Genomic DNA, 26,939 nt, shown 5'->3' with positions numbered 1-26,939 from the left:
ACCTGAATTATACCCTGGAATGGGAAAAGTATATACTGAAAACTATGAGCAAACATGGAGGGGGTATAGTTTTGGTGGAGCTTATGGTCCTCCTCAGTTAAAAGGTGGAGCCAGTGTAAGTTTTGGAGTTACTAAAAAATTATAAAATATGAATAAGTATATATTACCATTAATTGTTGTGATCATTGTTATTTCTTTTATTTATTTTTTTCAAAATTCCTTAAATGAAAGGACTGAAATAAAGAAAGTAAATAATCTAATTGAAAGATTTGAATTAAAAGTCGCTTATAAAAATGAAAATAGAGTGTATTCTTTATTTCTTGTAGAAAGTAATACTAAAATTGACGATTATTTATTAAAACTAAACTCAGAAGAAGCATTTAAAAAACCTGTTTTAAACCAATATGGTATTATAAAAATAATAATACCTACAAACGAATTATATAAAACCGTTAATATTGGTGATACTATTATTAAATTAGAAAACTCTAACAAATGTTATGTGAAAAGTAATGGAAAATTAATAAAATTAGATTGTTTAAAAGATTTTCAAAATATTCAAAATTTAAATTGGTAGGTAGTGTTCCAAATGTGTTGTTATTACACAACGCATTAATTCACAATAAAACAAAAGGCAAATGTTTGTTTGCTTTTTGTTATTTTATAAAGTTTTAGTAAAAGCTTAAATTCTTTAATGAAGGTAGCATTATTCTCATTAATAAATCGATTTACAAAGTGAGTAAAGTTAAAAAAGATGACAGACGTTTCTCAAAATTTATTAAACAATGAACTTAAATTTAGTGACTTAATTTCAACAGAATTCCTTATGACAGAGTCATTAAAAATAGGTACTGGATATATTGGGAATGGTTTAGGGAAATTAGGTGAAGGAAAAAGTGTTTTAGGAGATAAAGCATCTCCTCTGATTAATGAAGGTTTACAATCTTTTCATAATAAACTACAATCTCAAATGATAACTGAAAATTCTAAAAAATAAAATGAATAAGAAAAAAGTATTAACAGTAATTTCTTTATTATTAATTTTCATATTAATATTAATCTCAATAGGTAAATACAATTCTTTAAAAGCTTCAAAGGTGTACAGGAATTCATCTTTTACAATTGGAATTATAAAAGATATAGAAGGTTCAACGAGAAGTAATGTCTATTATTATGAGTATATAATAAACAACATTAAATATAATGGTAGTTCAGCAACTTATAAACAAAAGAAAGAAAAAAACAGTAATGTTTTAATAATGTTTAATAAGAATAGAATATCAGAATCTTTTCTGTTTGAAAACACAATTATCCCTGAAGAATATTTAAATAAAGATACTATTTGGACAACTCCTCCTAATTTTATAGATTCAGAAGACTTAAATTTTTTGAATGATTAGGGGAATTATTACAACCCAATATTCACAATAACACAAAAGGCAAATGTTTGTTTGCTTTTTGTTATTTTATAAAGTTTTAGTAAAGGCTTAAATTCTTTAATGAAGATAGCATTATTCTCATTAATAAATCGATTTACAAAGTGAGTAAAGTTAAAAAAGATGACAGACGAATTCGATAGAAAAATTTTTCCAAAATTCAATAAATCCTATAACTTTGCTTTTGTAATTTAAGGTAAAAATATGTTCAAATTTATACGTAAAGTTATACTTTATCTTTTTGTAATACATCTTGTTTACATCGTTGTTTTAAAATGGATTAACCCTCCTTTTACCATCACACAAGTTCAACAAGGAATAGAACAAGGAAAATTTAAGCGCGATTATATTTCGTACAACGAAATGGGACGTAATATTAAATTAGCAGTAATTGGTTCTGAAGATCAAAAATTTCCTGTTCACAATGGATTTGATATGGACGGAATACAAAAAGCAATCGAAAAAAACAAAGAAGGAAAAAAACTTCGTGGAGGTTCTACGATTTCTCAACAAGTTGCAAAGAATGTTTTCTTGTGGCAAGGTCGTTCTTGGTTGAGAAAAGGATTGGAAGTGTATTTTACATTTATGATTGAAAAAATTTGGGGTAAACAGCGTATTTTAGAAATGTATTTGAATACTTCTGAAATGGGAATTGGTGTTTTTGGAGTTGAAGCTGCATCAGAATATTATTTTAATAAACCTGCGAAAGATTTAACGAAGAACGAAGCAGCTCGTATTGCAGCAGCTTTACCATTGCCACGAAAATATAATGTCAATCCGCCTTCGTCTTTTATCAGTAGACGCGCCAGTCATATCGAGCGTCAGATGCGAAATATACAAGGAAGTGCTGATTTAGAAAAAGTTTTAGGAGAATAATAAAAAAGAGAAGTTAATTAACTTCTCTTTTTTGTTTCCAATAAATTTTAACAGCAGAAATTTTTTCTAATTCTTAGTGATTTTAAAGAATTTAAATTATTTCGTCAAAAGCTCTTTTAAAATCAACGGTTTGTCAGTAGTGATATAATCTACTTTCAAATCAATCATTTCTTGCATGACTTTGGGTTGGTTAACTGTCCAAACATTCACCAATAATCCCAATGCTTGTGCTTCTTTTACCCAATTCGGATTTTTCTGAAAAACCTTGTAATTGTAATCAATTCCATTCCAACCTTTTTCTTTTATTTCTTTAGGAGATAAATCACCATTTAGGTAAGAAACATGATGTTCAGGCGCTAAACGTTTAAATTCATCACAAATATTTTGACTAAAAGAAATGATTTCAATTTGGTCTTCAATTTGATGTGTTTTGATCAATTCAACTGCTTTTTTTACAGCACGATTTTCATTTTCTTTGGATGAATGAGGTTTTAATTCGAAAATTAATTTAACATTTTTATTCTTTTTTCCTTGTTCAATATATTCTTCCAAAGTTGGCATATTTTCGTTGTTAGCCAATTTCAACGTTTTTAAAACAGTAGAGTTTGTCGTCTCAATTGTATAGCCTTGGTAATGATCATCGTGATTTACCATCAAAACATCATCAGCACTAATCAACACGTCAAATTCAGAACCGTAAACATTAATTTCTTGTGCAGATTTTAAAGATTGAATTGAATTTTTTGCATTGTTTTCAGTATCCCAATAACCACGATGAGCGATTATTTTTTGCGCATTTGCCATATTTGCGAACATAAAGGTTGTTAAGGCAGTAAATATAATTTTTTTCATGATGAATTATTTCTCTCAACAAAAATATTTCGATAAATTGATTTTAAAGTTAGGATCATATTAAGTTAAAATTAAACTTTCAAAATCTATCGAAAAGCAGAAAAAATGAAGCGAATAAAATTGGGATTCAACCGAAATTCGCTTAATTTTGCACAAAGACAAACACAATGACGCAAGGAATTATTATTTTAGATTTTGGCTCGCAATACAATCAATTAATCGCGCGCCGAATTCGAGAATTTGGAGTTTACACAGAAATTATTCCCTACAACACTTCAATCGAAGAAATCAAAAAACACAATCCAAAAGGAATTATTTTATCAGGAGGTCCTTCTTCAGTTTTTGGAGATGAAGCTGCTTTGGTAGAAAAAGAATTATTCGAATTAGGCGTTCCTGTATTAGGAATTTGCTATGGAATGCAATTGATTTCTCACTTATTAGGAGGTGAAGTTAAAAAAGGAGAAAAAGGAGAATATGGAAAGTCTGAATTAACTGTTTTAGCTCAAAACAGCTTATTTACAGGAGTTCCAGAACAATCTACAGTTTGGATGAGCCACTTTGACGAAGTCATAAATGCGCCAATTGGATTTACAGTTTCAGGAAAATCAAACATCGATATAGCAGCAATTGCTAATGAAGAACGTCAGATCTTTGCGGTACAATTTCACCCAGAAGTTACACATTCAGAATATGGTTCAACAATGTTAGAAAACTTTGTTTTCAATATTTGTCAGGCTGAAAAGAATTGGGTTTTAAAAGATTTTATCGAAACAGAAATTGCTCGTATAAAAGAAGTAGTTGGTGATAAAAAAGTGATTTTAGGTCTTTCGGGAGGAGTAGATTCTTCTGTAGCTGCGGTTTTAATTCATCGTGCAATTGGTGATCAATTAACTTGTATTTTTGTTGATACAGGTTTATTACGTAAGGATGAAGGGAAAAAAGTAATGGAAAATTATGGAAAACACTTCAACATGAACATCAAAATGGTAGATGCTGCGGATCGCTTTTTATCTAACTTGAAAGGAATTGAAGAACCAGAAGCCAAACGTAAATCGATTGGACACGATTTTATTGCCGTTTTTGATGAAGAATCGAAGAAATTTGATGATGCTTCTTTCTTAGCGCAAGGAACTATCTATCCTGATGTAATCGAATCACAATCTGTAAAAGGTCCTTCTGCAACGATTAAATCACACCACAATGTAGGTGGTTTACCAGAAGATATGAAACTTCAATTATTAGAACCATTACGCGAATTATTTAAAGATGAGGTGCGTAAAGTTGGAGTAGAATTAGGTATTCCTCGCGAATTAGTTTACCGTCATCCTTTCCCAGGACCAGGTTTAGGTATCCGTGTTTTAGGTGAAGTAGATGAAGAGAAAGTACGTATTTTACAAGAAGCTGATCAAATTTTTATTGATGAGCTTTATGCACATAATTTATACGACGAAGTTTCTCAAGCTTTCGTTGTATTATTGCCTGTGAAATCGGTTGGTGTAATGGGAGATGAGCGTACGTACGAATATACAGCAGTTGTTCGTTCAGCTAATACAATCGATTTTATGACAGCAACATGGTCAAAATTACCTTACGAATTCTTAGAAATCGTTTCGAATAGAATCATCAACGAGGTGAAAGGAATTAACCGTGTAGCCTACGATATCAGTTCAAAACCACCAGCAACTATTGAGTGGGAATAAACGAATTATTATATAAAGTCAGCCATAGTGCTGACTTTTTTGTACACTATAAAAACTAATATTAAAATGGAACTTTTAAAAGAAAGAATTCTGAAGGATGGAAAAAGTTTCGAAGGTGGAATTTTAAAAGTAGATAGTTTTATCAATCATCAAATGGATCCTATTTTGATGAAAGCTATCGCTTCAGAATTTGTTCAACGTTTCTCTGATCTTAAAATTAACAAGATTATTACCATCGAAGCAAGTGGTATAGCACCTTCTATATTGGTTGGTTTAGCACTAGAATTACCTGTTGTTTTTGTGAAAAAATCCAAACCAAAAACAATGCAAGATTTTTATTCTACGCAAGTTTACTCTTTTACAAAAGACAGAACGTACGATGTATGTGTAAGTAATCAATATTTAAATGAAGACGATAATGTAATTTTTATCGATGATTTTTTAGCAAATGGAAATGCAGCATTAGGTGTAAAAGATTTAATCAAACAATCTGGAGCAAATCTTTTGGGAATGGGATTTATCATTGAAAAATCTTTTCAAGAAGGACGAAATCGATTAATAGATCAAGGAATTCGTGTTGAATCGTTGGTTAGAATTGATTGGTTAGGAGAAAACTCGATTGAATTTGTTGAAGAAAAAATGTAAAAGAAAGCAATTTTAAGTACTTATTTATTCGAAAATAGAATCTAAAAAATGAATGTTTTCAATAATTTTCAAAAAAGAAAAAAAAATAACATTTTTTTAAAATTCATTTTCAATGGATTATCAAAACAATCGTCTGTTTTAGCTAAAAACATGTAAAATTAGTTTTGGAGAATTAAAAAACCTTTCTATATTTGCACAGCAATTAAGACATAGACCCATGGTGTAACGGTAGCACATCGGTTTTTGGTGCCGCTAGTTGGGGTTCGAATCCCTGTGGGTCTACTAAATGTCTTAAATCTCAATAAAAAATTGTTGAGATTTTTTTATCTAATAAAAGTTGCGAAAATTGAAATAAAATGTAGTCAGACCCATGGTGTAACGGTAGCACATCGGTTTTTGGTGCCGCTAGTTGGGGTTCGAATCCCTGTGGGTCTACAATTTTTTCAATTTTATATAATAATCATGGACAGACCCATGGTGTAACGGTAGCACATCGGTTTTTGGTGCCGCTAGTTGGGGTTCGAATCCCTGTGGGTCTACAAATGAGTTTCAATATTTTTATATGTTGTTAATTGCCAGTTGATTAACATATAAATAAAATGGAACGAAACATAAAAATACAAGAACGATTTGATTCTATTGGAACGGATTTGGCACGAAAAAAAATCCGTCCAATGAATTATCGTTTTAAACTTCACAATCACATCAGAAAGACTGATGGAAAAGTTAAATTGAACTTATTCGTCACACATTCTGGAAAATCAGAAACAATTTCTATTGCTAACATTCTTATCAATCCTACTAAATGGAATAAGAAAAAACAGCGGCTTAATTCTCGTACATCGGAAGATGCTGGAATAAATAAGGCATTAGATCAAATTGAGGAAAAAGTATTGCAGATTAAAAATAAATATGCAGGACATAATGAAACTTTGACAGCTAAAAAATTTGTTGAAGAATATGTTAACTTTAATGCAAATTTTGATTTTCTTATTTTTATGGATGTACAAATTCAGCGGGAAAAAGATATGCTGAAAAAATCCACATATACCTATTATTACAATGTTCTGCAAAAATTAAAACGCTGGAGAAAAGTTATTTATTTCAAAGATGTAAATGATGTTTTCTTTGAAGATTATACGCGCTATTGTAAATCTTTAGGAAATCATACCAATACTATTTCAAGGAATATTCGTGGAATTAAAAAGTATTTAAAGAAAGCTACTAAAAAAGGTATTAAAATAAATATCGATTTAGAAGATGTAAAAACTAAACGTTTGAAAAGTACTCGAAGTGATTTAAGTATTTCGGAAGTTAGATTTTTATTGAACGAATATTATAAAAATAAGCTTCCTTATCCAGCACAACAAAGTTTAGGTTTATTTTTATTCAGTTGCTTTACAGGCTTGAGATGGTCCGAATTGAACGAATTTAATTTGAATAAAATCTATAAAAAATATATTGTTATTTTTCAAGAAAAAACAGAGAATCCATTGCGAATACCATTGACTGTTGAAGCCGAAGATTTAGCACGATCTATTAATTGGGATAGAAAAATTGCTTATCAAAGTTGGTTGAAGTATTTGAAAGAAGCTGCTAAAATATTAGAATTTAATAAAAGAATTTCTTTTCATATAGGGCGACATACTTTTGCGACAAATTATATGCGAACAAATGGTAATGTAATGCGATTGATGCTTTTATTAGGTCATAAAGAAATTTCAACAACTCAAATTTATGTACATATGACGAATATGGAAAATGATGATCATATACATAAATTATCAAATTTATATTCAGTAGGAAGTGGGCAATAAGCCCACTTTTTTATCTCAGGATTAATGATTCAACATTGATTTCTTCTACACCATTTTCGATATCCCGTTGTATTTTTTTGATGAAATGATAATTACCATAACAATATTTTTCACGCTTAATATCAAATGGATTAAGGTACCTGGTTCTTGTTTGAAAATCCCAATTGTATTCCACCGTTTGAATTCTGAATCTTAACCAGGTTTTATAAAATTCTTCTGTAATTGCTGGCGTTAGGAAATCAATCATTTCTAATGTTTGATTATTCGTAGAATCATTACTTCTAATTGCAGCATAAATATTACTATCATCATCTTTGTAAATAAAACTTGACATTTGATTATTACGCATAATTAATGGTAATGGAGTTACATCTATATCAATTGTTGTCGTATTATCATTTACAATGAAATTTTCGGTGTAATAACCATCTTGTGTAACAAATGTCTGGAGTAATGGATAGGTTTCATCGTCAGAATTTTTGAATTTAATTAAGAAAGTATCTCCCAAATTGGTTGTTCGTTCAATTTCATCAACTTCGGTAAAAGTCCAATCGTCAGGATCTTTTTTTGAGCGTAAATATTTCTCTTTTAAATTCATTGTGACTACACCGTCATTTCTAACAGTAAAATCTACATTGAACCAATTGATTGTCGTTGTAATAAAAGCACCTTGCGTTGTATCTGGTAAAGCATTTTTTAAATCAATAACATTTGAATCTACTGAATAATTGATTACTTCACCATTTTCATCGTAAATCTCAATAGGTGTAATTTTTATTTCTGTTTTCTCCGAATCGCGTTGATAATCATACGCTAATATTCTTAGTTTAGAACCTTCTTTTTTTGTCTTAAAAACAAAATCTACATTATAACTATTACGACCAGATTTTGACCAAATCAATTGATCGTCTAAATAAATAAATGCACTTGTATGATGATGTTTTCGCCCCCAGTTATGAATTATACCATTTAACCTAAATTGCCCAAAAAAATTGATTTCTTGTTCTGCATCCCATCTTCCGTATTGCCAACCTTTTCCCAACCGATGTCGAAAACCTTCACGAATGTAACTTTCAATCCCTACATTCCAATCAATAGTTTCAGGTCGATCTTTTAACTCGAATTTTTTCCCTGTGATTAAAATTAATTTTTGAAGTTTTTCGAGGTTGTAAATATCACCTTCTAATCGATAGCCAGCTTGTTGTATAATTTCTTCTAAAACAAAAAGCCAATATAAGTAAGGGCGAATAATCGTTCGGTTATATACAATATTATTTACATCGTCAATTTCATTTTCAACCCATGAACCGTCTAATCTTAAATTGGTTGACCCTGAAAAGTTAGCAAAATTAATATCAGATGATTTGTATTGGTCCGAATGAATCAATGGAAAATAATATTTTGCTTCTGGATAAAATTTAGCATTGATTTCTGTTGCATGATTTCTAATGTTATCAACTGTAATTGTATCAAATTTTAGATCGCTGAGTTTTTTATCCCAGTTAGGAAAATTTTCTTGACCATAGAAAATAGAAAACGAAAAGAAATTATTATCCAATGACAATATTTCGAATCGTGCTGGGAATATATCATTGTTCAAATTTACAATTACATCATATCTAACTTGATATTCTTCTGCATTGTTTGATTTATATTTCAAAAAAAATGGATGAATATCGTAAGGTAATTTTTCTGGTAACGTGTAGGCCGAAACAAGATTAGACGTAAACCAGTTATTTTCTTCTGTAAATTGAATTTTACGATTGGTTAAATCAATAAAAAAATCACCTTCAACTTCTGTAACTCTTATCATAACTTTCTGGATTAATATGAAATTCTATATCATAGCCAAACAACTCGTTTTCGCTATCGTACAACTCTAATTTTTCTGTTTTTGGAATTATTTCGGTGATTTCTTCACCTTGAATAAACCAACATTTTGGCGATGCTAATATTTCGTTTATCACCTCGATGTCATCATGTGTAATTAATCCTGTATTTACCGTTAGAGTATTGGAACGTGTTGCAGCAACATTTTTTAATTTTCCTTTTGCTGGAGAATAAGTTGTGTAATCCATAGCAATTGGAAAAGTATATTCGCCTGTTGCTTCAAAAATTTTCAATAATCCCCAATAATCAATGAAAGCAATAAAATTAGATTGATTTTGTTCAGGAAAAATTTGGTATCGAACCACTTGATTTCCTAATTGAAATTCGACCATGTCACCAACTTCACAATTGAGAGTATGAAAATCAACATACAAACTGAAAATAGAAAGCTTTGCATTCTGAATGATTGGAATTGGTAGATTTTGAACAACTGAATTGATATAAATTTTAATTGCATCTGTTTTGTGATACAAATAATTTAACACCGTTTTTCCATTTTTTGTTGCACGTAAAGTTTTGTTGATGTGATTTCCTAAAAAACCTATATTTTGATTTGTCAATGTTTTTGGTCGATGCCCTTTCATAAAAATTTGCGTTGGAATATCATACCAAAAAACATCTTCTTTTGTAGTATAATTTTTCTCCGTAATTTTTAAATCAACACGTGCAAAATCATACATACGTTTTTTCTGAAATCTTGATTTTGTAACTTCTAAATCAGAAATCTGATCCTCATATAATAGAAAATAATCATGGATATATTGCCCTAAATCAAATGTCGTTTTATTGTTATTAAAATAGAAATTCAAAGATTCTTCAATCGTAATTACCTTTCCTTTGTTATTGAAAATAGTTGCTTTTAAAAGAATGTTGATATAATTATTTTCATCTCTTTTATAGGCTGAAAATGTTAACGATTCGTTATCTAATGAGAAATGAATATCTTTGTTGTAATTAGAATTCCAATAACTGTACAACTCAAAATCAACATTAATCGTTACTTCTTTTGATGTATCACTAAATTTGATTTGCCCGGTATAATTACCAACAGAAATCGTACTATCTGAAATGGATCTTACTTGATATGTTTTTACATTATTTTGTTCTGTGACTAATTGTAATTCTATCCATTCTGGTTTTGAAATTGTCGTTGGATTTGGTGTATAAACGACAAACTTTTGCCAATCACTTTTTTGTTCAGATTCTAAATGTGAAAATTCTAAGTGATTAGTACTAATTTCTAAATCGTTGGTATTTGTTTGAAGAACATTTAGTACAAATGTTGCTAAATTTAGATTTACTTTCTGAAACGAAATTGAAGCTACATTTAATCCATATTCCAATTGATTGGAATCTGCTGCTGAAAATACCAACTGTCTATTTCCTGCAGGAAATGTTTTTGGTAATTTTTCACCATTTACCTCTATGTATGCTGGTCCATTCACCACATAATCTGTATCACTTACAATTGCTACAGTACTTTTTGTTGATGAATTGTTTTGGCGAACGTAGTGAATAGCATCTGATTCCTTATTAATTGAGAAATTATAGGAAGTTGGTAAAGCTACAGATAACGATAAGTTTATTTGTTGAGTTTGAACAATTGTCCAAGGTTCAGCATCTTTTTGTCTTGAAATTGAAACATAAAAAAGACCTGTGTAATATCCATTTGGAACATTAGTTAAATCTTTTATTTTAATCGTTACATTATCAGCCCAACCGCTTCCTCCACCATTTTCAATCGTTTTTTCACCATCAATTTCAAATAAATCAAAACCATATTGATTGGTTGAACATTCTAACGAAATTCTATAATTATAGAAATCTTGCTCTAATGCCGATTGTGAAGTTGCTACACTTACAGTTTTACTTGTAGGTACATTATTTGCTTGATGAAAACTGAGATTAGAAGGTGTAATGTTGATGTAATATGTTACTTCGCCACCGTCAATTATAATTGCCATTACATTTTAGTTTTTGAAATGAATTGTTGGTATTTTTTATTTCCATCGCTCATTTTTTGTTGAAAACGCATATCGTTCACCAAATGAGCTTGTATTCCATTGGTTTTTAAATCACTTAACAATTCAAAATTTGCAGACAATAACGCAATGATTTCAGGATTTTGCATTGACGCAATATCAGGCATTGTTCCACCTTCATATCCTGGTGATTTGATTCCATTTACTTCATTTAACACTGCTGTTTTTAAAGCTGGTGAAAATCCTTTCCATTGTGGTCCCGAAATAATCATCTCAGGGAAAAACTGACCTTGTTCGCCAGCCAAGAAATGAGTAGGTTTTGAAACTAAGCCAGACTTTGCTACACCACCTTTTTTGGCTCTGAAATTCTTACCATCTTGTTCGCGTTGAATATTGATGTAACCATCTTCAAAACCTTTTGATGGTAATGGCTGTTTTAAAATCATACCAACTTGTATCGCTCCCAAAGCACCAACGATACCAGCTAAAACCCAGTTTGGCAAAGCTTCTGTTACTGCTGCTGCTGTATTCATAATCGCAGAAACTAATGCCATTTGTTTTTCGCGTTTTGCTTGCTTATATTCTATTTCAGCTTTTCTCTTATTGTATGCATCATCTAATTTCTGAACTTCTGCATTATAAGTTGCTTGTGAAATATAACCTTGATCTAATTGTTTTTGTAAGGAATCTTTTCGTTTGTTGTTGTTTTCTTCAAATTTTTGTAATGATTTATTTTCAGATGCAGCAACCATTTGAGCATATTGCGAATACATATTAACCATTAAGCCAATTACATTTGCGACATCTTCAAATTTTAATTTACCTTCGTCAAGGTTATCAAATAACGTTTGCCAATCATTGGCATTCATTCCAAAAATATCTGTAGTTCCTCCAGAAGCTTTTTGTAAACCTTCACTTTTATCACCGTTCGGATTTTCTTTATCTGTTTGTTCGCCTTTCAGTTGATTTTTTGCAATGATTAATTCATTGATTTTATTTTTTAAATCTTCAACTTGTTGCGAAATAACTTCTTGTTGTTCTGGAGTAAGTAAATTGAAATCAATACCTTTTTCTGTACTTCCTTGTGAAATTGCTTGTAATTGACTTAATTGTTCTTCTAAGAATTTTTGTTGTGCCGCTAATGTTTCAGCTTCATATTGTTTATCTAAGGCTGTTTTTGCATCTTGCCACGTTTTAATATTCTTTAATTCTTTGTCGTTTAGCGAACGTTTTAAAATTTCTTTGGCATCTTCTACAGATGATATAGTCGCTAATTCAGCTGTTTGTAAACGCTTTTGTTCTGTTATTTTGTCATTAGAAGATTTGATTAAAAGATCTATTTCAGAAAGTTGATAATCTCTACCAATTTTTAACAACTCTTCAGAATATTTTAATTGTTGTTGAGTTAATAAATTATTGATTTCTTCATTTTTAATCAAATACGTCTGCTTCATAGTTTCGATACTTTTAACCAATTCTGTATCGCCTTTTTTAGTTGCAGCAGCTTTTTGATTATCTAATGTTTTTAAAGTTTCTTCATCGATTAATTGTTTACGTAAATCATCTATTTTACGTTGATGTTCAACGCTAAGAATTGCTCGCTCACGTTCAAATTTATCTTCAATACTTGCCAAATCTAAATCTTCATATTCACGTTGAATTTTTAAGATTTCTTCTTGATTTTTTATAGTATCTTTTTTTAATTCTTCGAAATATTTATCACGAATTGCTTTTTCTTTTTCACGTGATTTTTCTGCATCATTTCTTGCTTTTTCAGCGTCTCGTTCTCTTTTTTTGCGAGCTTTTTCAGCTTCTTTTTCTGCTTTTTTATCCGTAGGAAGATTGAAATCTGTTGTTGGTGAAGTTGTTGTTGCAGAATCATCTATTCCGATTAATGAATTTAGAATATCATTATCTGCTTTTTGTTTTGCTAATTCTTGTTTATATTCTTTAGAATTTTTATTGAGTTTTTTTAATAAACTTGATGATTTAGATAACCTTTTTCGTACAGTTTCAATTTGTTTTTCTTGATCAGAATTCAATACATTAATTTGATTCGTAACTTGTTGATTACTTTTCTTCGCTTCATCTATTTCTGATTGAATTACTTTTTGATTTCGTCCAACATCAAATCCAAAGAATTTTCCATCAGAACCGTAACCAGAACCAGTGTCCTTTGTATTTTTCTTTTCAGTTTCTAAAGCTGTGATTTTTGTATTGTTTTTTAGTTGAGTAGTATATAACTCAGCTTTATAAGCCACAATAGCCTTTGCCTTTGCTAAATCATCAATATGTTTGATGTAACTTTTTATTAAAGAAATTCCTTCTTTTGTCGTCGCATTTTCTAAGGTTAATGTATCTAAATAACCATTGGTAATTTTCTTTAATAATTCTAATGCACGCTGTTTTTGTTCTATAGAAGCATTTTCGTCTTTTAAAACTGAAAGTAAATTTTGAATTCTATTTTTTTGTTCTGATGTTGATTCTGCAATATCATTTTGGATTCTTACAGAAGCGTTCATGACATCATTAGCTTCTTCTGTATTATTTTTTAATAAAACATAAGCTGTTGCTAATGCCATTACTAAAGCTGTAACAGCACCAATTGGAGATAAACCTAATGTTGCATTTAATAATCTTAATTGGACAATTGCAGCTTTAATATTACCTGTTAACAACATTTTGGCTATTGCCAAACCTTCCGTTCTAATGATTGCGATTGCTGCTAACGCATTTTGAATTTTTAATTGTAAATTATATAATGCAGTACCAGATTGTGCCCTTGCTGTCCAAATTGCATATAATTTTAGTGCAGCGTTATATGATACTAATCCTACTGTAAGAATTAATAATAATTTTGTTAGTAAAATAATATTATTACGCCATGCTGTGGTTTTATGATCTGTATCTTCTACAGCACCAATAAATTTTGCAAACCAAGTTACACAAGTTGTTAACCAAGAAACTAAGGTATCAGAAGTAAACCAGTTTTGAACTTTATTTTTTATTTTATCTAAAACTGCTGCAAGATTGTTGTTTTTTATAGTGAACTCATCTGTTAAAGATGTCGCTTCTTGTATCGCTATATTAGATGTTAATTGACGTGCTTTTAGAATATCCAAATTAGAAGCTAAAGCAGATAATGCAGCAACTCCACGCGTACCTCCAGCATCTAATTCGTCCATTTTTTGTGTCATGGCTTGCAATCCAGCTTCTGAACCATTTAATCCTTCTAAGAATTTAATCATGGCTGCATTAGAATCAGTATTCAATAATTTATTGAAATCTTGCAGTGACATTTTAGCAATCTTTGCATATTCTGTCGGATCATGAAACATATCCAACAAGACTTTATTCATTGCTGTTGAAGAAACTTCGGCAGATTGTCCAATTTCATCAAATGTTGCAGCATAGCCGATATTATCTGAGGCAGATATTTTTGCTTGACTGGCTACACCAGCCATTCTATTCATATAATCTACTAAGAAAGAAGCTTGATTGGCTCCAGATGCAGAAACTTCATTGATTGCAGAACCTAATGCTTCCATCGATCCTTCGAAGTTCTTACCCGTTTCAGTTGCTACACGATAGGTTGTGACTAATTTACCAACATCTCGAATTTGTGTTTCATTTAAATCATCACCTAATGCTACTTTTAATTTATCGGCAACAACCATAAAACCTTGAATGTCTTTTATCCCTTCTTTACCAAGACGTCCAGCTTCTTCGGCTAATTTTAACAACTCTACACGAGATGTTCGTGTATCTAAGGTGTTTATATGTTTATTTAATTTTTGAATCTCTGCAGCAGTTAAACCAGTTGTTTTCATTACATCTGCTTCTGCATCAGAAATTTTTCCAGAAAAATCAATCCATTGTTGTAAGGAATAAGTCAATCCTGTAATTGTTGCAGCAATAGAAAGTATATGCGTTTGATAGCGTTGTAGCCAACCTGATGCAGAACTAAATGTTAATCTTTGTTGATCACCTAAAGCATTCATTTTAGACAATTGCGCATTTACTTCTGCTAATTGTTCTTTTAAGCGATTTCGATCTGTCGAGTTCAACATTTTACTTAAAGCGAATTGCAATTCTTTTGCACGTGCTTTAAGCTGTTGTGTTGTCATTTCATTGACCTTTAAAGTTGATGTTAATTGCGAAATTTTATTTCGATTAACATCAAGCTCTTTGTTGTATTTATTAAGTTGAGATTGTAAATTTTTATAGTCTTCGGATTCTTTTTGTTTGGCTGTACGATATTTCTTCATTTCAGACTGAACACTTTTTATCGAAGTGCTTAATTCATTGTTGCGCTTTTCTAAATTGTGAATTTCTTTTTGCGCTTCATTTCCATTTACCGATATATTAAGACGAATATCTTCTTCATGAATTTTATTTGCCATGTTGCAGTTTTACTGCAAAATCGGTGAGAAATAGGAGGTAAGTGCTGACGCAAAAAGATGGTTTAAAATGAATATATTTACAAAAAATACTTTATGAAAAAAGAAAATATATCATTAGCATTATTAAAAATTTTAGAACCATATACAGATTTGAATGGTAAACTATTTACTATTGACAAAAATACGTCTGATCGTTTTGTTTTAACAGTTAAGGATATATTGAATGATTCTAATTTTTATTTTGCTACATCAGATTTAAAAAATGAAGGAAATGGGAAGTTAGTTGCCACAATTTCATTCACTCCTGGTTACGAGCATTCTGTAGCGCCAATTAGTATGAATATTCTTCAAGAACATTTATCTAAATATTTTGAAAAATGGGTCAAAATGATTCAGGATTATTATGAAGTCAAATCAGTTTTTGATGATCCATTTTTATCTGCTTTTCAAGAAGAATTTGAAGAGGAATTTCAACTTTCAACTTATAGTGATACTAAACCTTTTACGACAAAACAAATATTACAATTAGATTTTTATTTAGAAAAACTTAGTGAAAATGTTCAGAAAATTAGAACTGATAATAATGTAGAAGACATAGATATTATAGAAGATGATATTCAAGATGTTCGTAATAATTTATCAATCAAAACACAAATGTGGATTCTACAAAAAATATTTTTTATTTATGCACAATTAGCTAAACAAGGACCTGCAGTAATAAAAGAATTTATGGATGAAGCTAAAAAAAGTATGATTAAAGAAATTATATCAAAAGGGATTAATCTTATTTCTAATTCTATTTAATTCTATGATTTCATCGAATGATACAGATAAAATTTTTTCATTATTAAAATGGATTGAACCACGATCTAGTGAAAATATTCAGATATGGATAAAAGATCGTGATGTTATGTCAAACTTCGTCTATAAAATTGAAAAATATGGAAAGATTAAAATGATTTTCTTTCAAGTTGAAAACTTATCAGAAGCGAATTTTAAGAAAATATATAAAAAACGAAAAGAACTTTTACATCTTGATTTTACTCTTAAAAATAAAGGAGATAAATGGCTTTTTATTTGGGAGGCTAAAGATGTAAAATAAGTTTATTTACTTCATATTTAACGAAATCCATTGTTTCTTGTATATCTGTAATTCCAATTGGACAATATTCAATATTTCGTTTGTTAAATCGTTCAATTTCTGAAGGTATAAATAACTTTTCTCTTTCTTCTTTTCTCCATGAAATCCAAGATTTCCATTCTTCTATTTCATTACAAAATGGATTGTGTGCCATGAAAAGTAAATCTGGAATAGTAGAAATAAAGTAATCTGCTAAATCGGATTTCTCATAAGGTGTAAAATACTCATCTTCATAATAAAGTACAATATCAGTTTCAAATCTCTTATTAAAGTCAATTAAATTCAATGAAACGATTCTAATATTAGTTTCCTCTTCATCGTCGTAATAGGTTGATTCTGCTTTTATGATGTTAGTGGTTTTCATTTTTAAAACATTTACAACTGATTAGTTATTTTAATACCTGTAAATTTAAGAAAGAATTTATTTATTATATTTGTTAAATATACATTTTCAAAAAGGGAAATATAAAAAGTTCGATTCTTTTTGTATATCAAATGCAGTTCGATTCTGCTCGTTTATTGAGATTTGGTAAGAGAAAGTTGGTTCGATTCCAACCATTGACTTGATGGTTCAAGGAATAATCTTATTACCCTTTCATATTTATTATGAAAGGGTTTTATTTATAAGTTTATAACTAATTTTTACAATAAAAAATCCACTCCTTATAAAAAGAAGTGGATTTAAAAACCAATCAAAATACTATATGAAAAAAATTACTTTCTGGTTTCTTCAATCAAATACTTAGTTGCTCCAGCATCGAAGTATCGAAGCGTAATTGTCGCATTTTCTAAGGAAGTCCAAGATGTACCATTTTTCAATGTTACTACTGTCCCAGTTCCTCCATTTGCTAATGTATATGGATCATCTCCACCGCCACCAATTAACGTCACACGATCATTGTGTTTTAAATTGTTTAAGGCAGTAAATGAAATTTCAGCTGTAGTATCGGCAGATGGTAATTGAACAATTTTACCAACTTCACCATCTACTGTAACAGTATTTGATGCTACTTTTACAGGATCAGCAAACGTTAAGTTTCCTTCGTAATATCCAGGGAATTGAGATGTTTTACCGTCTCCTTGAAAAGTTACTGTAAAGAAAGTACCGTCGTTATTTCCTGTGAAACTTGGAACTAATTGCATTGGTACGCAAGATGTTCCTTCTACCTTATAACCAGGGCGACCGCAATTTCCAATTAAAATAACACAATCTACACCAGTCCATTTTTCGAAGAATTCTAAAGCTTCAATTTCATCACCTGGATGTTGTGCCACGAATTTTGGTTCACGTGAAAATGCATCAGGTTCTCCAGTTGATTCCCATGAACCGTCTGCTTTTGCTGCTGTATGGTAAAATGTATGCATTTTAGCGTTTGCCTTCAATACATAATCTCCAATCATACGGATATTGTTTTCGTCACGATCTGGATATTTTAAAATATCTTCTGTCGCAATTAAGATGATTTCTTTTTTGAAATTAGAAGGACCACCTGGTGATTTACCTTCTGGTTTATTTAAGTTTGGACGCATTGTCAATATTTTTTGTTTGATTAAACGTTAAGAAAAGTAACTGCCTTAGCAGTTACTTATATGATTTTAGGTAGTTACTTGTTTTGAAACTTCGTACCAAGCACCTTCAACAAATGCTAATGTGATAAAGTCATCAGCTGTTTTTAGCACAACATTTGCTGCAATAGCAATTTGTTCGTTTTTAGAAACAGTCAATTCTGCTGTATCATTTCCGTAAATGGTAATTTGTTTACCTTCTACACCGTTGATGATTTGTCCTAATGCTTTAGCTTCGGCACCATCAAATACAAATTCTGTTGCATTGGCTGCATCAATTGCAGTATTGTCAAATGTTACTTTGTCCGAAATTGTTGGTGCAGATTCTGTACGCTTCAATTCCTTCAATTTACCATCAGCTTGGACGATTAATGTTAATGTACCGCCTGATTTTAAACTGAAATCAGAAGTTAATTCGATATCAGCACCATCAAGAACTTTTGCATCTACACCTAATCCTGTGTTACCTGTAATTTTGATAATTTGTCCTGGTTGAACATCTGTAATTTCAGAAATATCCGTTTTGAACTCTTTATCAATTTTAGCGTGTGTGTAGTACATTTTAAGAACACCAGATTCGTTGTCGTACGCAGGGAAAGAAACATCTTGACCAAAGATTGGCATGTCGTTCGTAAAGACTACTTGATCTGCATATTTGTTTGCATGTGCTTTCGAAAGTTTTATTCCGATGTATTGTAAACGAATACCAATTTTGTAATCTGCAAACGCCCAAGTATCACGTTTGTCATGACCAATTGTAAATTGATTTGCTTCTTCTGGTAAGTAGCTTAACTGATCAATATTCTTTGATAAAGTTAAGTACATAAAGTCAGAATTTACCATATCTGGAACCGCTTGCAATTTGATATTTGGTCTATCTTTTACATGCTCAATTGTTGATTTGAAGATGCCACGATCTTTCTCGTAAACTACAACTTGCGAACTTCCCAATGCTTGTTGATAAGCTAATTTCCATTTCGCCGCCATTCCGATTTCTAAACCTTGAAGTTTGATGTATTCTTCTGGAACTAACGAGATTAATCTATCAACATAATCGACAATATTCTCTACTGTTGGAGCACCTAATGCAAATGCACGTAAGATTTTTCGCGTATGCAACGCTCTGTACAATTGAATTAATAATCCATCTTGTGCATTCACTGCATTACCGATTCTATTATCTGGTGTAGGAACATAAATACCATTGATTTGTGCATTTCTATCCTCTAACATGCGTTGTTTGATAGCTTCTGAAAGAATCCAACCGATGAACGACATTTTCCAAGGATGAGAACCACTCATGTTATGAATGTTTGCTAACCATGTATTTTCTAAGGTTTGAAGCTTTGTTCCTGAAAATTCTAAATCGATTTTCTTAGCGAAAACTTGACCAACTTCAACTGAAATTTTGAAGCCACCTTTTGCACCCCACGTGTTAGAACGCGCTTGTGTTACTTCGCCAAATGTAATAGATGCTGTTGTGATACGATCTTTAACACCTGGTGTAGAACTCCATTCTGCAGGTAAACCTTCGAATTCGTTAAAGAAAGTAACTAAAACGGTTGGATTTTGACGAACAAAATGTTCTAAATCGCCTTGTAATACTGGAATGTTATCTTTGTTCCATTCCGTTGCTGATGCTGAACCACTTAATGCACGTTGATTCCATGGACGATTTTCGACAGCTTGCCATTCGAAATTCTGACCAAATAAATGAGTTGCTGTATGGCGTGGTAATGCTTTCGCTCCATAAGGTGCTAAATTAACAGCATGTTGATAAATTGCTTCTGGAGAATCTCCGATAGGTTGTGATGACATTTGTGCATTTTCTGTTTGTAAACGTCTGATAGTTGCTGTTGCTTGTGCTTCGATTGGTGTATCGGTTGCTTCTGCATTTTCAGCACCTTCGTCCGTTGCATTAATATCTGCATTGATTTCTGCTAAAACTGCTGCTAATTCTGTCGCCGCTTGTGTTGCTTGTTCAGAATTTTTAAGTTCAGCATTCATTTTCTCGAATAAGATTGCCGATTGTTCAGCACCTAATTCTTGTTCGATTTTCTCGCGTTGATCTTGCGACAAAACGATTTCGTTATCTTTTACTTCTATTTTCTCAACGGCTAAAGTTTTCTTTAACCATTCGTAAGAAGATTTCATTTTGATCCAATTAAATTTCATGGGAATAAAGGATTTGATTATTAATTATTATATTTTGTTTCGAAAAGCACATCAATCATTTCGATAGCGTCTTGCATTGTTCCAATGCTATCGATTAAACCATATTTTTTGGCATCGTCTGCGTTGAATGTTCGTCCGTTTAGAATTCCTTCTACTGACTGATCTAAATTTGGTCGAGAAGCTTTTACAGCGTTCTGAAATTGAATTGCCAACGGATTTAGATATTCTTCTTTGATTAGTTTGTAATCTCCGTTCAATGCTTCTAAAATTGCTTTGTTCTTGTAATCGGATTCGTCTGCATAGACTTCGTGTTCTTCGATTCCTGCTAATTCTAATGCTTTTGCATAATTGTAGAAATTCGCCACAACGCCGATAGAACCAAAGCGTGCACTAATGTTATTTGATGCCATTTTATGATCTGCCACAACATCTGTTGCCCATTCACCCAAAGACAATGCTTGATCGCATAAAGCAACAACTGGCTTTTTCTTTTTGGCTGCAAACTCAATAAAAGGATTGATTGCCGCTACAGCTCCACCAGGTGTATTTGTTTTTAGGATTATTCCTTTTACAGAATCGTCGTTGTTGTATTTGTTAAGGCGATTTGCGATACTTTCAGCACCATAATTGTAACATGTATCGTATAACGTTACTGGACCAATTAATTCAACAACCGCATAGGTAGAATTTTGCTTGTTGTTTTCTTTGGTAATTTGTTCGCCATATTCGTTGGCTAAGTAGCTAATAGCTTCTGGTTTTTCTCCAAACGTTTTAGCATTGAATTGTCCTTCTAAAAATTGAGAAGCTATTTTTGAGTAATATTTTGCGCTATGTAAATCGAATGCCCAAAGGCCGTTTTGTAATTCGAATAATACCTTCATTTTGTAGTATTTGAAGGCAATTTAATTTCATTATATTTGAAGATTACTGACGCATTAATCGATATGAATAAAAAGAAAAAAAAGATAATACCCACAAATTATCATGAGAAGAAATCTGTAGAAGAACTTAGTAGATCATTAAAAGATAAATTATATATAATAGATGAATTATATGCTTTTAAAAACAGTAAAATATTTTTACAAAATATTCAAGCAAAAGATTTTTCATATAATACCGGCGATGCAATTCAAACAACTAATAATAGCCTAACTGCTTATTTTATCATAAACTTATATAAATTAACTTCAGAATCTAATATTGATAAAAATTCTATAAAATCATTAATTAAGGATTTTGAAGAAAATATTTTTTATAGCTATTTAATAAAAGATCCAGACATTAATTTTTTAAAAGAGAGGTATGCTTTGATTGATGATGGTGTGAAGAAAAAAATAAAATTACAACGACATAAACTTTATGCGCATTTTGATGAAGCAAAGGAAAGAATAAAATTAAAAGATATTGATGTTAGTATTCCATGGCAATATTTATGGGATATTTTAGATGTAATTTCAGATATAGTTTATCATTGTTGTGAATGTTTTTATGTAGAATTAAAAGAAAAAGATGGACGTTTTGAAAATAGATATTATAATATAGAAAAAGATAGAAAATATTATGAAGGTAAAAATAATTATTTTTCAATTTTATGTTTAAAATCTATCTTATATGATGAAATGGAGAGTTTAATTAAGAGTAATGATAAAGATATTGATTATGCGAATGAGTTAAAAAAATTACAAGATGAGTATTCAAAATATCTCCCAAAATTGCCTTTCTAAATAGTAAAAAAGCACTCTTAAAAAAGAGTGCTTTTGTTTTAAAGTTTCATTTTGATAGAAATTCTATCATAACGTTGTTTATTTTCTAAGTTTTTTTATCAAGTAAATTATCAAAAGTACTAAAGCTAATAAAACAGCTAAAACAATTATAGCTCCAATAACAAGCACTATAATTTCTTTGTATCCTAAATCTCCCATAATAATTACCAATTATCTAACGTTGTTAATTCTAAAAATTTCTCTAATCTATTAATTATTTTCCAATTTCTTCATTTCTTCAATGACTGTATCTGTGTAACCAAATGATATTTCTTTGATGATGTTATTTAGGTGTCCAAAGATTATTTTGTTGTAAATAGGATAATTTTTCTTTTTGACAATTCCATTCTTGGATTTTCGCGTTTTCATATCTACAAATCGGTGCAATTTTACCAATGAGATTGTTGCACGAAAATCGGATACTTCTAATGATAAATTATTGAAGTTGGGATTTTTAAAATCATTTTCATTTATTAATTCACGTTGCATTTTCAGAATAGAATTTCCTTCTGTTGACAATACACGTTTTATAAATCGTTTTTTGAGAACATGATCTGCGTTATCTCGACGCTTTTCGATAAGATTCATCGATTAGAAATTAAAGGACCAACTCCAACCAAAACAATCGCTAACGCCTTTTACTGGATCAATTTCGAAGGATGATACATCTAACTTTCTGAACATTTCGCAATTAGAATCATCATCATCAAAATGTTGGAAAAAGTATTCTAAGATATTATTCAAGGTTTCTTGCGTTCGCTTGTAAATGAACATATCTTCCTGGTTGTTTTTTGGCAACTTAGGATCACGTTTTTCCAAAACTAAAAACTGCATCAAGTTCCGGAACTGAATATTATCTACAGAATCAGATTTTTTACTATCCATAGAAGGAATCATAATCACTAACAAATGATTATCTGTTACTTTGTGAGATTGTAAGTTTGCCACAACTTCTGATTCGTCTTGTGTCATTTTAAAGGAATTTACACCCAAATTTGCGTGCTGAATTTCGATTCCTAATTCGAATAATCGTCCAATATTTATCATGATGAAGATTGTTGTTTTTGTTGATCTTGTAAATCAATAGCCTTTTTCGTTACATCGTACATGCGAACTAATACATCCCATAAGTTAGAATTTCGTACATGTTCGTAATTACCAAATACACCAGATTCTGCCATCATGTAGGCAGTGGCTTTTATTCCAATACCTGGACGTGGCGATTCGTAAGAATTTAGTTCATTATCAAAGATGATAGATAAGTCAATTTCTTGACCCGAAATGAATACGGATGCAGAATTTAGATAATTCATAAATGCTGTAACATGAAGGAAGAATCCGTACACAATTCCGATATCAATGTGTTTGAATTTCTCTACACGTTTTAATGAAGTTTCTTTGTTGTACTTTTCGTTTTTTGGCAAGAAAAATATTGCCAAAACTTTGTACATATTATCTTCGTCTGGGTATTGAAAATGGTCTAATATAATTTCGACTGCATCTTCCCATTGTCCGTATGTATTTTTGATGAAACCATCTAAAGGAGCATGATAATTCGTCACCCAATATCTGAAATTTGTGATTTTACGTTCACCCAAATGATTGATTAATTGAACGGAATTTGTTTCGCGATCAATTTCAAAAAATGATTCGACAAATTGTGATAAATAAGCAATGTTATTCCAATGGTCCAAATCTTCTGCAGCCGTTCTGATTTTCTTGGTAGGTTTTACGTTTAAAATTGCATAAACAGCGTTAGATAAGAATTGATTCCAATCTATCTGTTTGGTATGAAACGCATAAGCTAATCGACAAATTTCAATGTATTCGCGCGAATTACATTCGTTTAAATTCTCCGGAAAATAAACTTTTTTCTCGTGACCAAAATATATTTCTTTCATCTTAAATATCAATTATTTTATCATTTTCATTCATGCCAAAATCGTAATCGACACACTCATTTGTTTTGATTGGTTTTGGTTTTAAAAGGCTTTCGATTTTAGAAAGTTCTATTTTATAATCTTTTTCAAAAGTAACTTTCAGCACTCCAAATTGATTGGTTTCAGGTACTTTTTTTGCTTGTGAAGTTTGATTTTCAGCCACAAAATTTTGTAAAATTCCTTCTGGGAAAATAGTTGCTGAAAGTCGAGTAGAAGCCCATGATAAAGCATAATAGGCACATGCAGCTTTTACATGATACAGAACTGTTTTATTTGGTACTGGTTTGTTCGTTTTTAAGGCTTCGAAATATTCGGACCATTTAGAACTTGTGAATCTTGGAATGATTTCTTCTTGAATGCATTTTTTAATCCCAGGAATTAATTTGATTAGTAAGTATCGAGATTCAATTTCGAAATATTCGTTGAATTCTTCTGTAGTTCTGAATAATGGATAAAATGTTTTTTTATATTCTTCTGAATTTTTCCATTTAATTTCATTTTCAATGATAGGATTCTTTTCGTCTAAGACTTCAATCAAATTATCTAAGGCTTTGTAATATCGTTTTTCTAATTGTTTGTTGTCACGATCTATCATCCATTCGAATGCTTGCTTTTCATGTTCTGAAACTCGCATTCTACGACCTGAATTGGTATGCGCAACATCATTATTGATAACATAATTACGATAAGCATCGACAGCAATAGGATAGGCAACTGCTGTGACTAATTCTTCCTGTTCATCAACTTCTTTGAATTCGAAAATGTTATCGTATAATTTCTGACCAATTAATTTGATGATATTCTTAGTTGCTGCATTGGCATCTAAAATTATATTTTCGAACGTAATATCTGAATCAATATAAGGTAGATATTGTTTTAATTCCTCGCTATTGTTGAATAGTAATTTCATAAGATTATTTATTAATCATTCGTTCTGATGGAGTGATGTCTTGTTGACGTTTTACGCCAACGTGATAAAATCCTAAGCGTAAATCTGTACCAGGGAAATTGGCACGAATAGCTTCGTTGTATGCTTTTAATGTAATCATTTCAGGAATTGTAACGTTCGTGTTCAAATGCGTTTGGTGCGCGTATAATTGTTCACTTCCTGAATCTGATTTACCAGTTTGTGAAATGTTTCCTAAAGCAGAATGAATTCCAATTCCAGAACCAACTGCATAATCGGCACGTTGAGAAACTGCAATTTGTGCTTCGATAAAATCTTTTACATTCTGATCAATGGCTTTTATTTCCCATCCAAATTCTTTTAAATCAGTGCCATTATCATCGTATAGTTTAATGGTATGCCACATTTTTCCAGAATTGTCGGCACCAGATAGAACTGTTGTAATTTGTTGAAATAACTTTCTGCGATATTCTTGCAACATCGAATCTTTATACTCGATACCTTTTACATCGCAATAATCTTTTAACTTTTTTTCTTTGTCATCCCAATACTTCTGTGGTGATTGAACATGAAACTTTAAGTTGATCGAGTTCTTTGTGAATGCTTGTAAGATAAGTGGTGTAGCAGTAGATGTCTTTAACCATTCTAACGAACCAAAGATATCTGGAACTGTATAAATATCAATTCCGAATGTATATTCGTTGGAATAAACAATACTATTTTTAGATGCAAAAGGATTTTTTCGATTGTAAAGATTATATACTTTGGCTGTAGAATCGTTGTGATATTGATTGGCAAATGATTCTGAAACGACACAATGTGTGGGTTCTTTTTCACCAGCTAAATACCGTGTTGTTAATAAACCTTTGCGTGCTTTATTGATTGGAATGTGATCAATAGATGTAATAAATGAATTACCGAACAAACTACCTTTATTCAATTCATACTTTGATACACACGCTTCCATGTGGTTGTAATCAGTTGCTAACTTATTGATTTCAGTATTTGCGTCTATATGATCTAACCAATGATTGATCTCTTTGTCTGTTGCCCATTCTCTGATTAGTTCGTTACCATCAAATACTTCACGATACAATCGTGGACCTTGTCCCCATAAAAGATTCTTCTTCTTTGACAGTAAACCAGGTGCGATGTAATTGTTTTGAATAATATCACGAATAACAGTTGGTAGATTATTTCCATCGCCATATTGATAGATGTAATAATCTTCTAATTGAAGTAATGAGTTATTCCATTCCAAAGAATCTTTGGTGCGAACATCCTTCGCAGATTCACCACGAGGATCATTCATAGTAGAGAATGTTACCGCACCCATGTCATTGTACATCAACAATGCATCTTCGTGTTCTAATGTTTGTATCATAAGTAAACGTTTGCTTCGTTGAACTTCATTAACAATGAACGATGGAACTGTCTATTCTCATTGGTATCTAAATCTTTGTAAGCAACTAAAAACTTTGCTTTTTTAGATTGATCATTTCGATAGCCTTTGTTTAACGTTGCACGTTGGATAACTTTTCTTTCACCTTTCAACGTTATGAATTCAATACTGAATTCTATTTCATGATCAGTGAACTGTTTCATCCTACGTATAGCAGTCATGTAATGAATGTTCATAATCAAATATCGCATGGTATTGACACAAGATTATTGACACAAGTTTATATCAGTATGATTGAAATTTATTTTAAACCCTCTGATATAAAGGGTTTCAGAGTATTTGTATTATTAATTTAATGTGATTTTTTATATTTTTTAAGAAAAAAGTAAAATTTTAGAATTTCGAAAATCGTTAATCCCTCTGATAGTAAGGTATACAGACGAG

24 protein-coding genes and 3 tRNA genes are annotated in these 26,939 nt (G+C 30.8%); 13 read left to right on the top strand and 14 right to left on the bottom strand.

Going from position 1 to position 26,939, the window contains the following annotated elements:
- Nucleotides 1-148 precede the first annotated feature (148 nt).
- From NZD85_RS05205 to mtgA, 4 genes are all read left to right on the top strand, one after another.
- A complete protein-coding gene (locus tag NZD85_RS05205; protein WP_260543958.1) occupies nt 149-577 on the top strand; it encodes a hypothetical protein in 429 nt (142 codons plus the stop codon).
- A 249-nt stretch (nt 578-826) separates the two neighbouring features.
- Nucleotides 827-997, top strand: coding sequence for a hypothetical protein (locus tag NZD85_RS05200; protein ID WP_260543955.1), 171 nt, complete (start codon nt 827-829; stop codon nt 995-997).
- Nucleotide 998: 1 nt separating this feature from the next.
- Nucleotides 999-1,400 (top strand): hypothetical protein, encoded by a 402-nt coding sequence (locus NZD85_RS05195; protein WP_260543953.1) that lies wholly within the window; start codon nt 999-1,001, stop codon nt 1,398-1,400.
- Nucleotides 1,401-1,640: 240 nt separating this feature from the next.
- Nucleotides 1,641-2,312, top strand: coding sequence for a monofunctional biosynthetic peptidoglycan transglycosylase (gene mtgA / locus NZD85_RS05190; protein WP_188319788.1), 672 nt, complete (start codon nt 1,641-1,643; stop codon nt 2,310-2,312).
- Between the two features lie 96 nt (nt 2,313-2,408).
- Here the strand turns inward: mtgA and NZD85_RS05185 are convergent, their stop codons facing one another.
- A complete protein-coding gene (locus tag NZD85_RS05185; protein WP_260543951.1) occupies nt 2,409-3,164 on the bottom strand; it encodes a glycerophosphodiester phosphodiesterase family protein in 756 nt (251 codons plus the stop codon).
- A gap of 167 nt (nt 3,165-3,331) precedes the next feature.
- Between NZD85_RS05185 and guaA the strand changes: the two genes are divergently transcribed.
- The 6 genes from guaA to NZD85_RS05155 all read left to right on the top strand — a co-directional run bounded on the left by guaA (nt 3,332) and on the right by NZD85_RS05155 (nt 7,326).
- A complete protein-coding gene (gene guaA, locus NZD85_RS05180) occupies nt 3,332-4,864 on the top strand; it encodes a glutamine-hydrolyzing GMP synthase (protein WP_188319790.1) in 1,533 nt (510 codons plus the stop codon).
- Between the two features lie 66 nt (nt 4,865-4,930).
- On the top strand, nt 4,931-5,509 hold the full coding sequence (gene xpt / locus NZD85_RS05175) for a xanthine phosphoribosyltransferase (RefSeq protein WP_260543950.1): 579 nt from the start codon (nt 4,931-4,933) through the stop codon (nt 5,507-5,509).
- 211 nt (nt 5,510-5,720) lie between these two features.
- Nucleotides 5,721-5,791: transfer RNA gene (locus NZD85_RS05170), tRNA-Gln, on the top strand.
- Between the two features lie 82 nt (nt 5,792-5,873).
- A tRNA-Gln gene (locus NZD85_RS05165) sits at nt 5,874-5,944 on the top strand.
- A 33-nt stretch (nt 5,945-5,977) separates the two neighbouring features.
- Nucleotides 5,978-6,048: transfer RNA gene (locus NZD85_RS05160), tRNA-Gln, on the top strand.
- A gap of 60 nt (nt 6,049-6,108) precedes the next feature.
- Complete coding sequence (locus NZD85_RS05155) at nt 6,109-7,326, top strand: site-specific integrase (RefSeq protein ID WP_260543949.1); 1,218 nt, start codon at nt 6,109-6,111, stop codon at nt 7,324-7,326.
- A gap of 10 nt (nt 7,327-7,336) precedes the next feature.
- On the opposite strand, the gene NZD85_RS05150 is transcribed toward NZD85_RS05155, so the two are convergent.
- The 3 genes from NZD85_RS05150 to NZD85_RS05140 are packed head-to-tail and all read right to left on the bottom strand — an operon-like array spanning nt 7,337 to nt 15,601.
- On the bottom strand, nt 7,337-9,139 hold the full coding sequence (locus tag NZD85_RS05150; protein WP_260543948.1) for a hypothetical protein: 1,803 nt from the start codon (nt 9,137-9,139) through the stop codon (nt 7,337-7,339).
- Nucleotides 9,117-11,180: a hypothetical protein gene (locus tag NZD85_RS05145; protein ID WP_260543946.1), complete on the bottom strand. Its 2,064-nt coding sequence runs from the start codon at nt 11,178-11,180 to the stop codon at nt 9,117-9,119. The genes NZD85_RS05150 and NZD85_RS05145 overlap by 23 nt, the downstream gene beginning before the upstream one ends.
- Nucleotides 11,180-15,601, bottom strand: a complete 4,422-nt coding sequence (locus NZD85_RS05140) for a phage tail tape measure protein (protein WP_260543944.1) — start codon at nt 15,599-15,601, stop codon at nt 11,180-11,182. The genes NZD85_RS05145 and NZD85_RS05140 overlap by 1 nt, the downstream gene beginning before the upstream one ends.
- Before the next feature lie 93 nt (nt 15,602-15,694).
- On the opposite strand from NZD85_RS05140, the gene NZD85_RS05135 reads away from it, so the two are divergent.
- Nucleotides 15,695-16,405 (top strand): hypothetical protein, encoded by a 711-nt coding sequence (locus tag NZD85_RS05135; RefSeq protein WP_260543942.1) that lies wholly within the window; start codon nt 15,695-15,697, stop codon nt 16,403-16,405.
- Nucleotides 16,406-16,409: 4 nt separating this feature from the next.
- Nucleotides 16,410-16,703, top strand: a complete 294-nt coding sequence (locus NZD85_RS05130; RefSeq protein ID WP_260543940.1) for a hypothetical protein — start codon at nt 16,410-16,412, stop codon at nt 16,701-16,703.
- Here NZD85_RS05130 and NZD85_RS05125 read toward each other — a convergent pair.
- The 4 genes from NZD85_RS05125 to NZD85_RS05110 all read right to left on the bottom strand — a co-directional run bounded on the left by NZD85_RS05125 (nt 16,687) and on the right by NZD85_RS05110 (nt 21,364).
- Nucleotides 16,687-17,106 carry a hypothetical protein gene (locus tag NZD85_RS05125; RefSeq protein ID WP_260543937.1) on the bottom strand — a complete coding sequence of 140 codons (420 nt, stop codon included), beginning with the start codon at nt 17,104-17,106 and terminating at the stop codon, nt 16,687-16,689. The genes NZD85_RS05130 and NZD85_RS05125 overlap by 17 nt on opposite strands.
- A gap of 350 nt (nt 17,107-17,456) precedes the next feature.
- Nucleotides 17,457-18,272, bottom strand: a complete 816-nt coding sequence (locus tag NZD85_RS05120; RefSeq protein WP_260543936.1) for a hypothetical protein — start codon at nt 18,270-18,272, stop codon at nt 17,457-17,459.
- Nucleotides 18,273-18,338: 66 nt separating this feature from the next.
- Nucleotides 18,339-20,483: a hypothetical protein gene (locus tag NZD85_RS05115; protein WP_260543934.1), complete on the bottom strand. Its 2,145-nt coding sequence runs from the start codon at nt 20,481-20,483 to the stop codon at nt 18,339-18,341.
- A 20-nt stretch (nt 20,484-20,503) separates the two neighbouring features.
- Nucleotides 20,504-21,364, bottom strand: a complete 861-nt coding sequence (locus NZD85_RS05110; RefSeq protein ID WP_260543932.1) for a S49 family peptidase — start codon at nt 21,362-21,364, stop codon at nt 20,504-20,506.
- Between the two features lie 63 nt (nt 21,365-21,427).
- On the opposite strand from NZD85_RS05110, the gene NZD85_RS05105 reads away from it, so the two are divergent.
- On the top strand, nt 21,428-22,207 hold the full coding sequence (locus NZD85_RS05105; protein WP_260543930.1) for an AbiU2 domain-containing protein: 780 nt from the start codon (nt 21,428-21,430) through the stop codon (nt 22,205-22,207).
- Nucleotides 22,208-22,456: 249 nt separating this feature from the next.
- Here NZD85_RS05105 and NZD85_RS05100 read toward each other — a convergent pair whose 3' ends face one another.
- The 6 genes from NZD85_RS05100 to NZD85_RS05075 are packed head-to-tail and all read right to left on the bottom strand — an operon-like array spanning nt 22,457 to nt 26,698.
- Nucleotides 22,457-22,834 carry a hypothetical protein gene (locus tag NZD85_RS05100; protein WP_260543928.1) on the bottom strand — a complete coding sequence of 126 codons (378 nt, stop codon included), beginning with the start codon at nt 22,832-22,834 and terminating at the stop codon, nt 22,457-22,459.
- Between the two features lie 3 nt (nt 22,835-22,837).
- Nucleotides 22,838-23,293, bottom strand: coding sequence for a hypothetical protein (locus tag NZD85_RS05095; protein ID WP_260543926.1), 456 nt, complete (start codon nt 23,291-23,293; stop codon nt 22,838-22,840).
- On the bottom strand, nt 23,290-24,147 hold the full coding sequence (locus NZD85_RS05090; protein ID WP_260543924.1) for a hypothetical protein: 858 nt from the start codon (nt 24,145-24,147) through the stop codon (nt 23,290-23,292). Before NZD85_RS05090 ends, NZD85_RS05095 begins: the two co-directional genes overlap by 4 nt.
- Nucleotide 24,148: 1 nt before the next feature.
- Nucleotides 24,149-25,096 (bottom strand): DUF6712 family protein, encoded by a 948-nt coding sequence (locus NZD85_RS05085; protein WP_260543922.1) that lies wholly within the window; start codon nt 25,094-25,096, stop codon nt 24,149-24,151.
- Between the two features lie 4 nt (nt 25,097-25,100).
- Entirely contained in the window at nt 25,101-26,477 is a 1,377-nt protein-coding gene (locus NZD85_RS05080) for a hypothetical protein (RefSeq protein WP_260543920.1), read from the bottom strand.
- Nucleotides 26,474-26,698 carry a hypothetical protein gene (locus tag NZD85_RS05075; RefSeq protein ID WP_221854931.1) on the bottom strand — a complete coding sequence of 75 codons (225 nt, stop codon included), beginning with the start codon at nt 26,696-26,698 and terminating at the stop codon, nt 26,474-26,476. The genes NZD85_RS05080 and NZD85_RS05075 overlap by 4 nt, the downstream gene beginning before the upstream one ends.
- Between the last annotated feature and the right edge of the window lie 241 nt (nt 26,699-26,939).

Origin of the sequence: Empedobacter stercoris (assembly GCF_025244765.1) — a bacterium.
Classification (GTDB): Bacteria; Bacteroidota; Bacteroidia; order Flavobacteriales; family Weeksellaceae; genus Empedobacter; species Empedobacter stercoris.
This window is presented reverse-complemented; position numbering and strand designations above follow the sequence as displayed.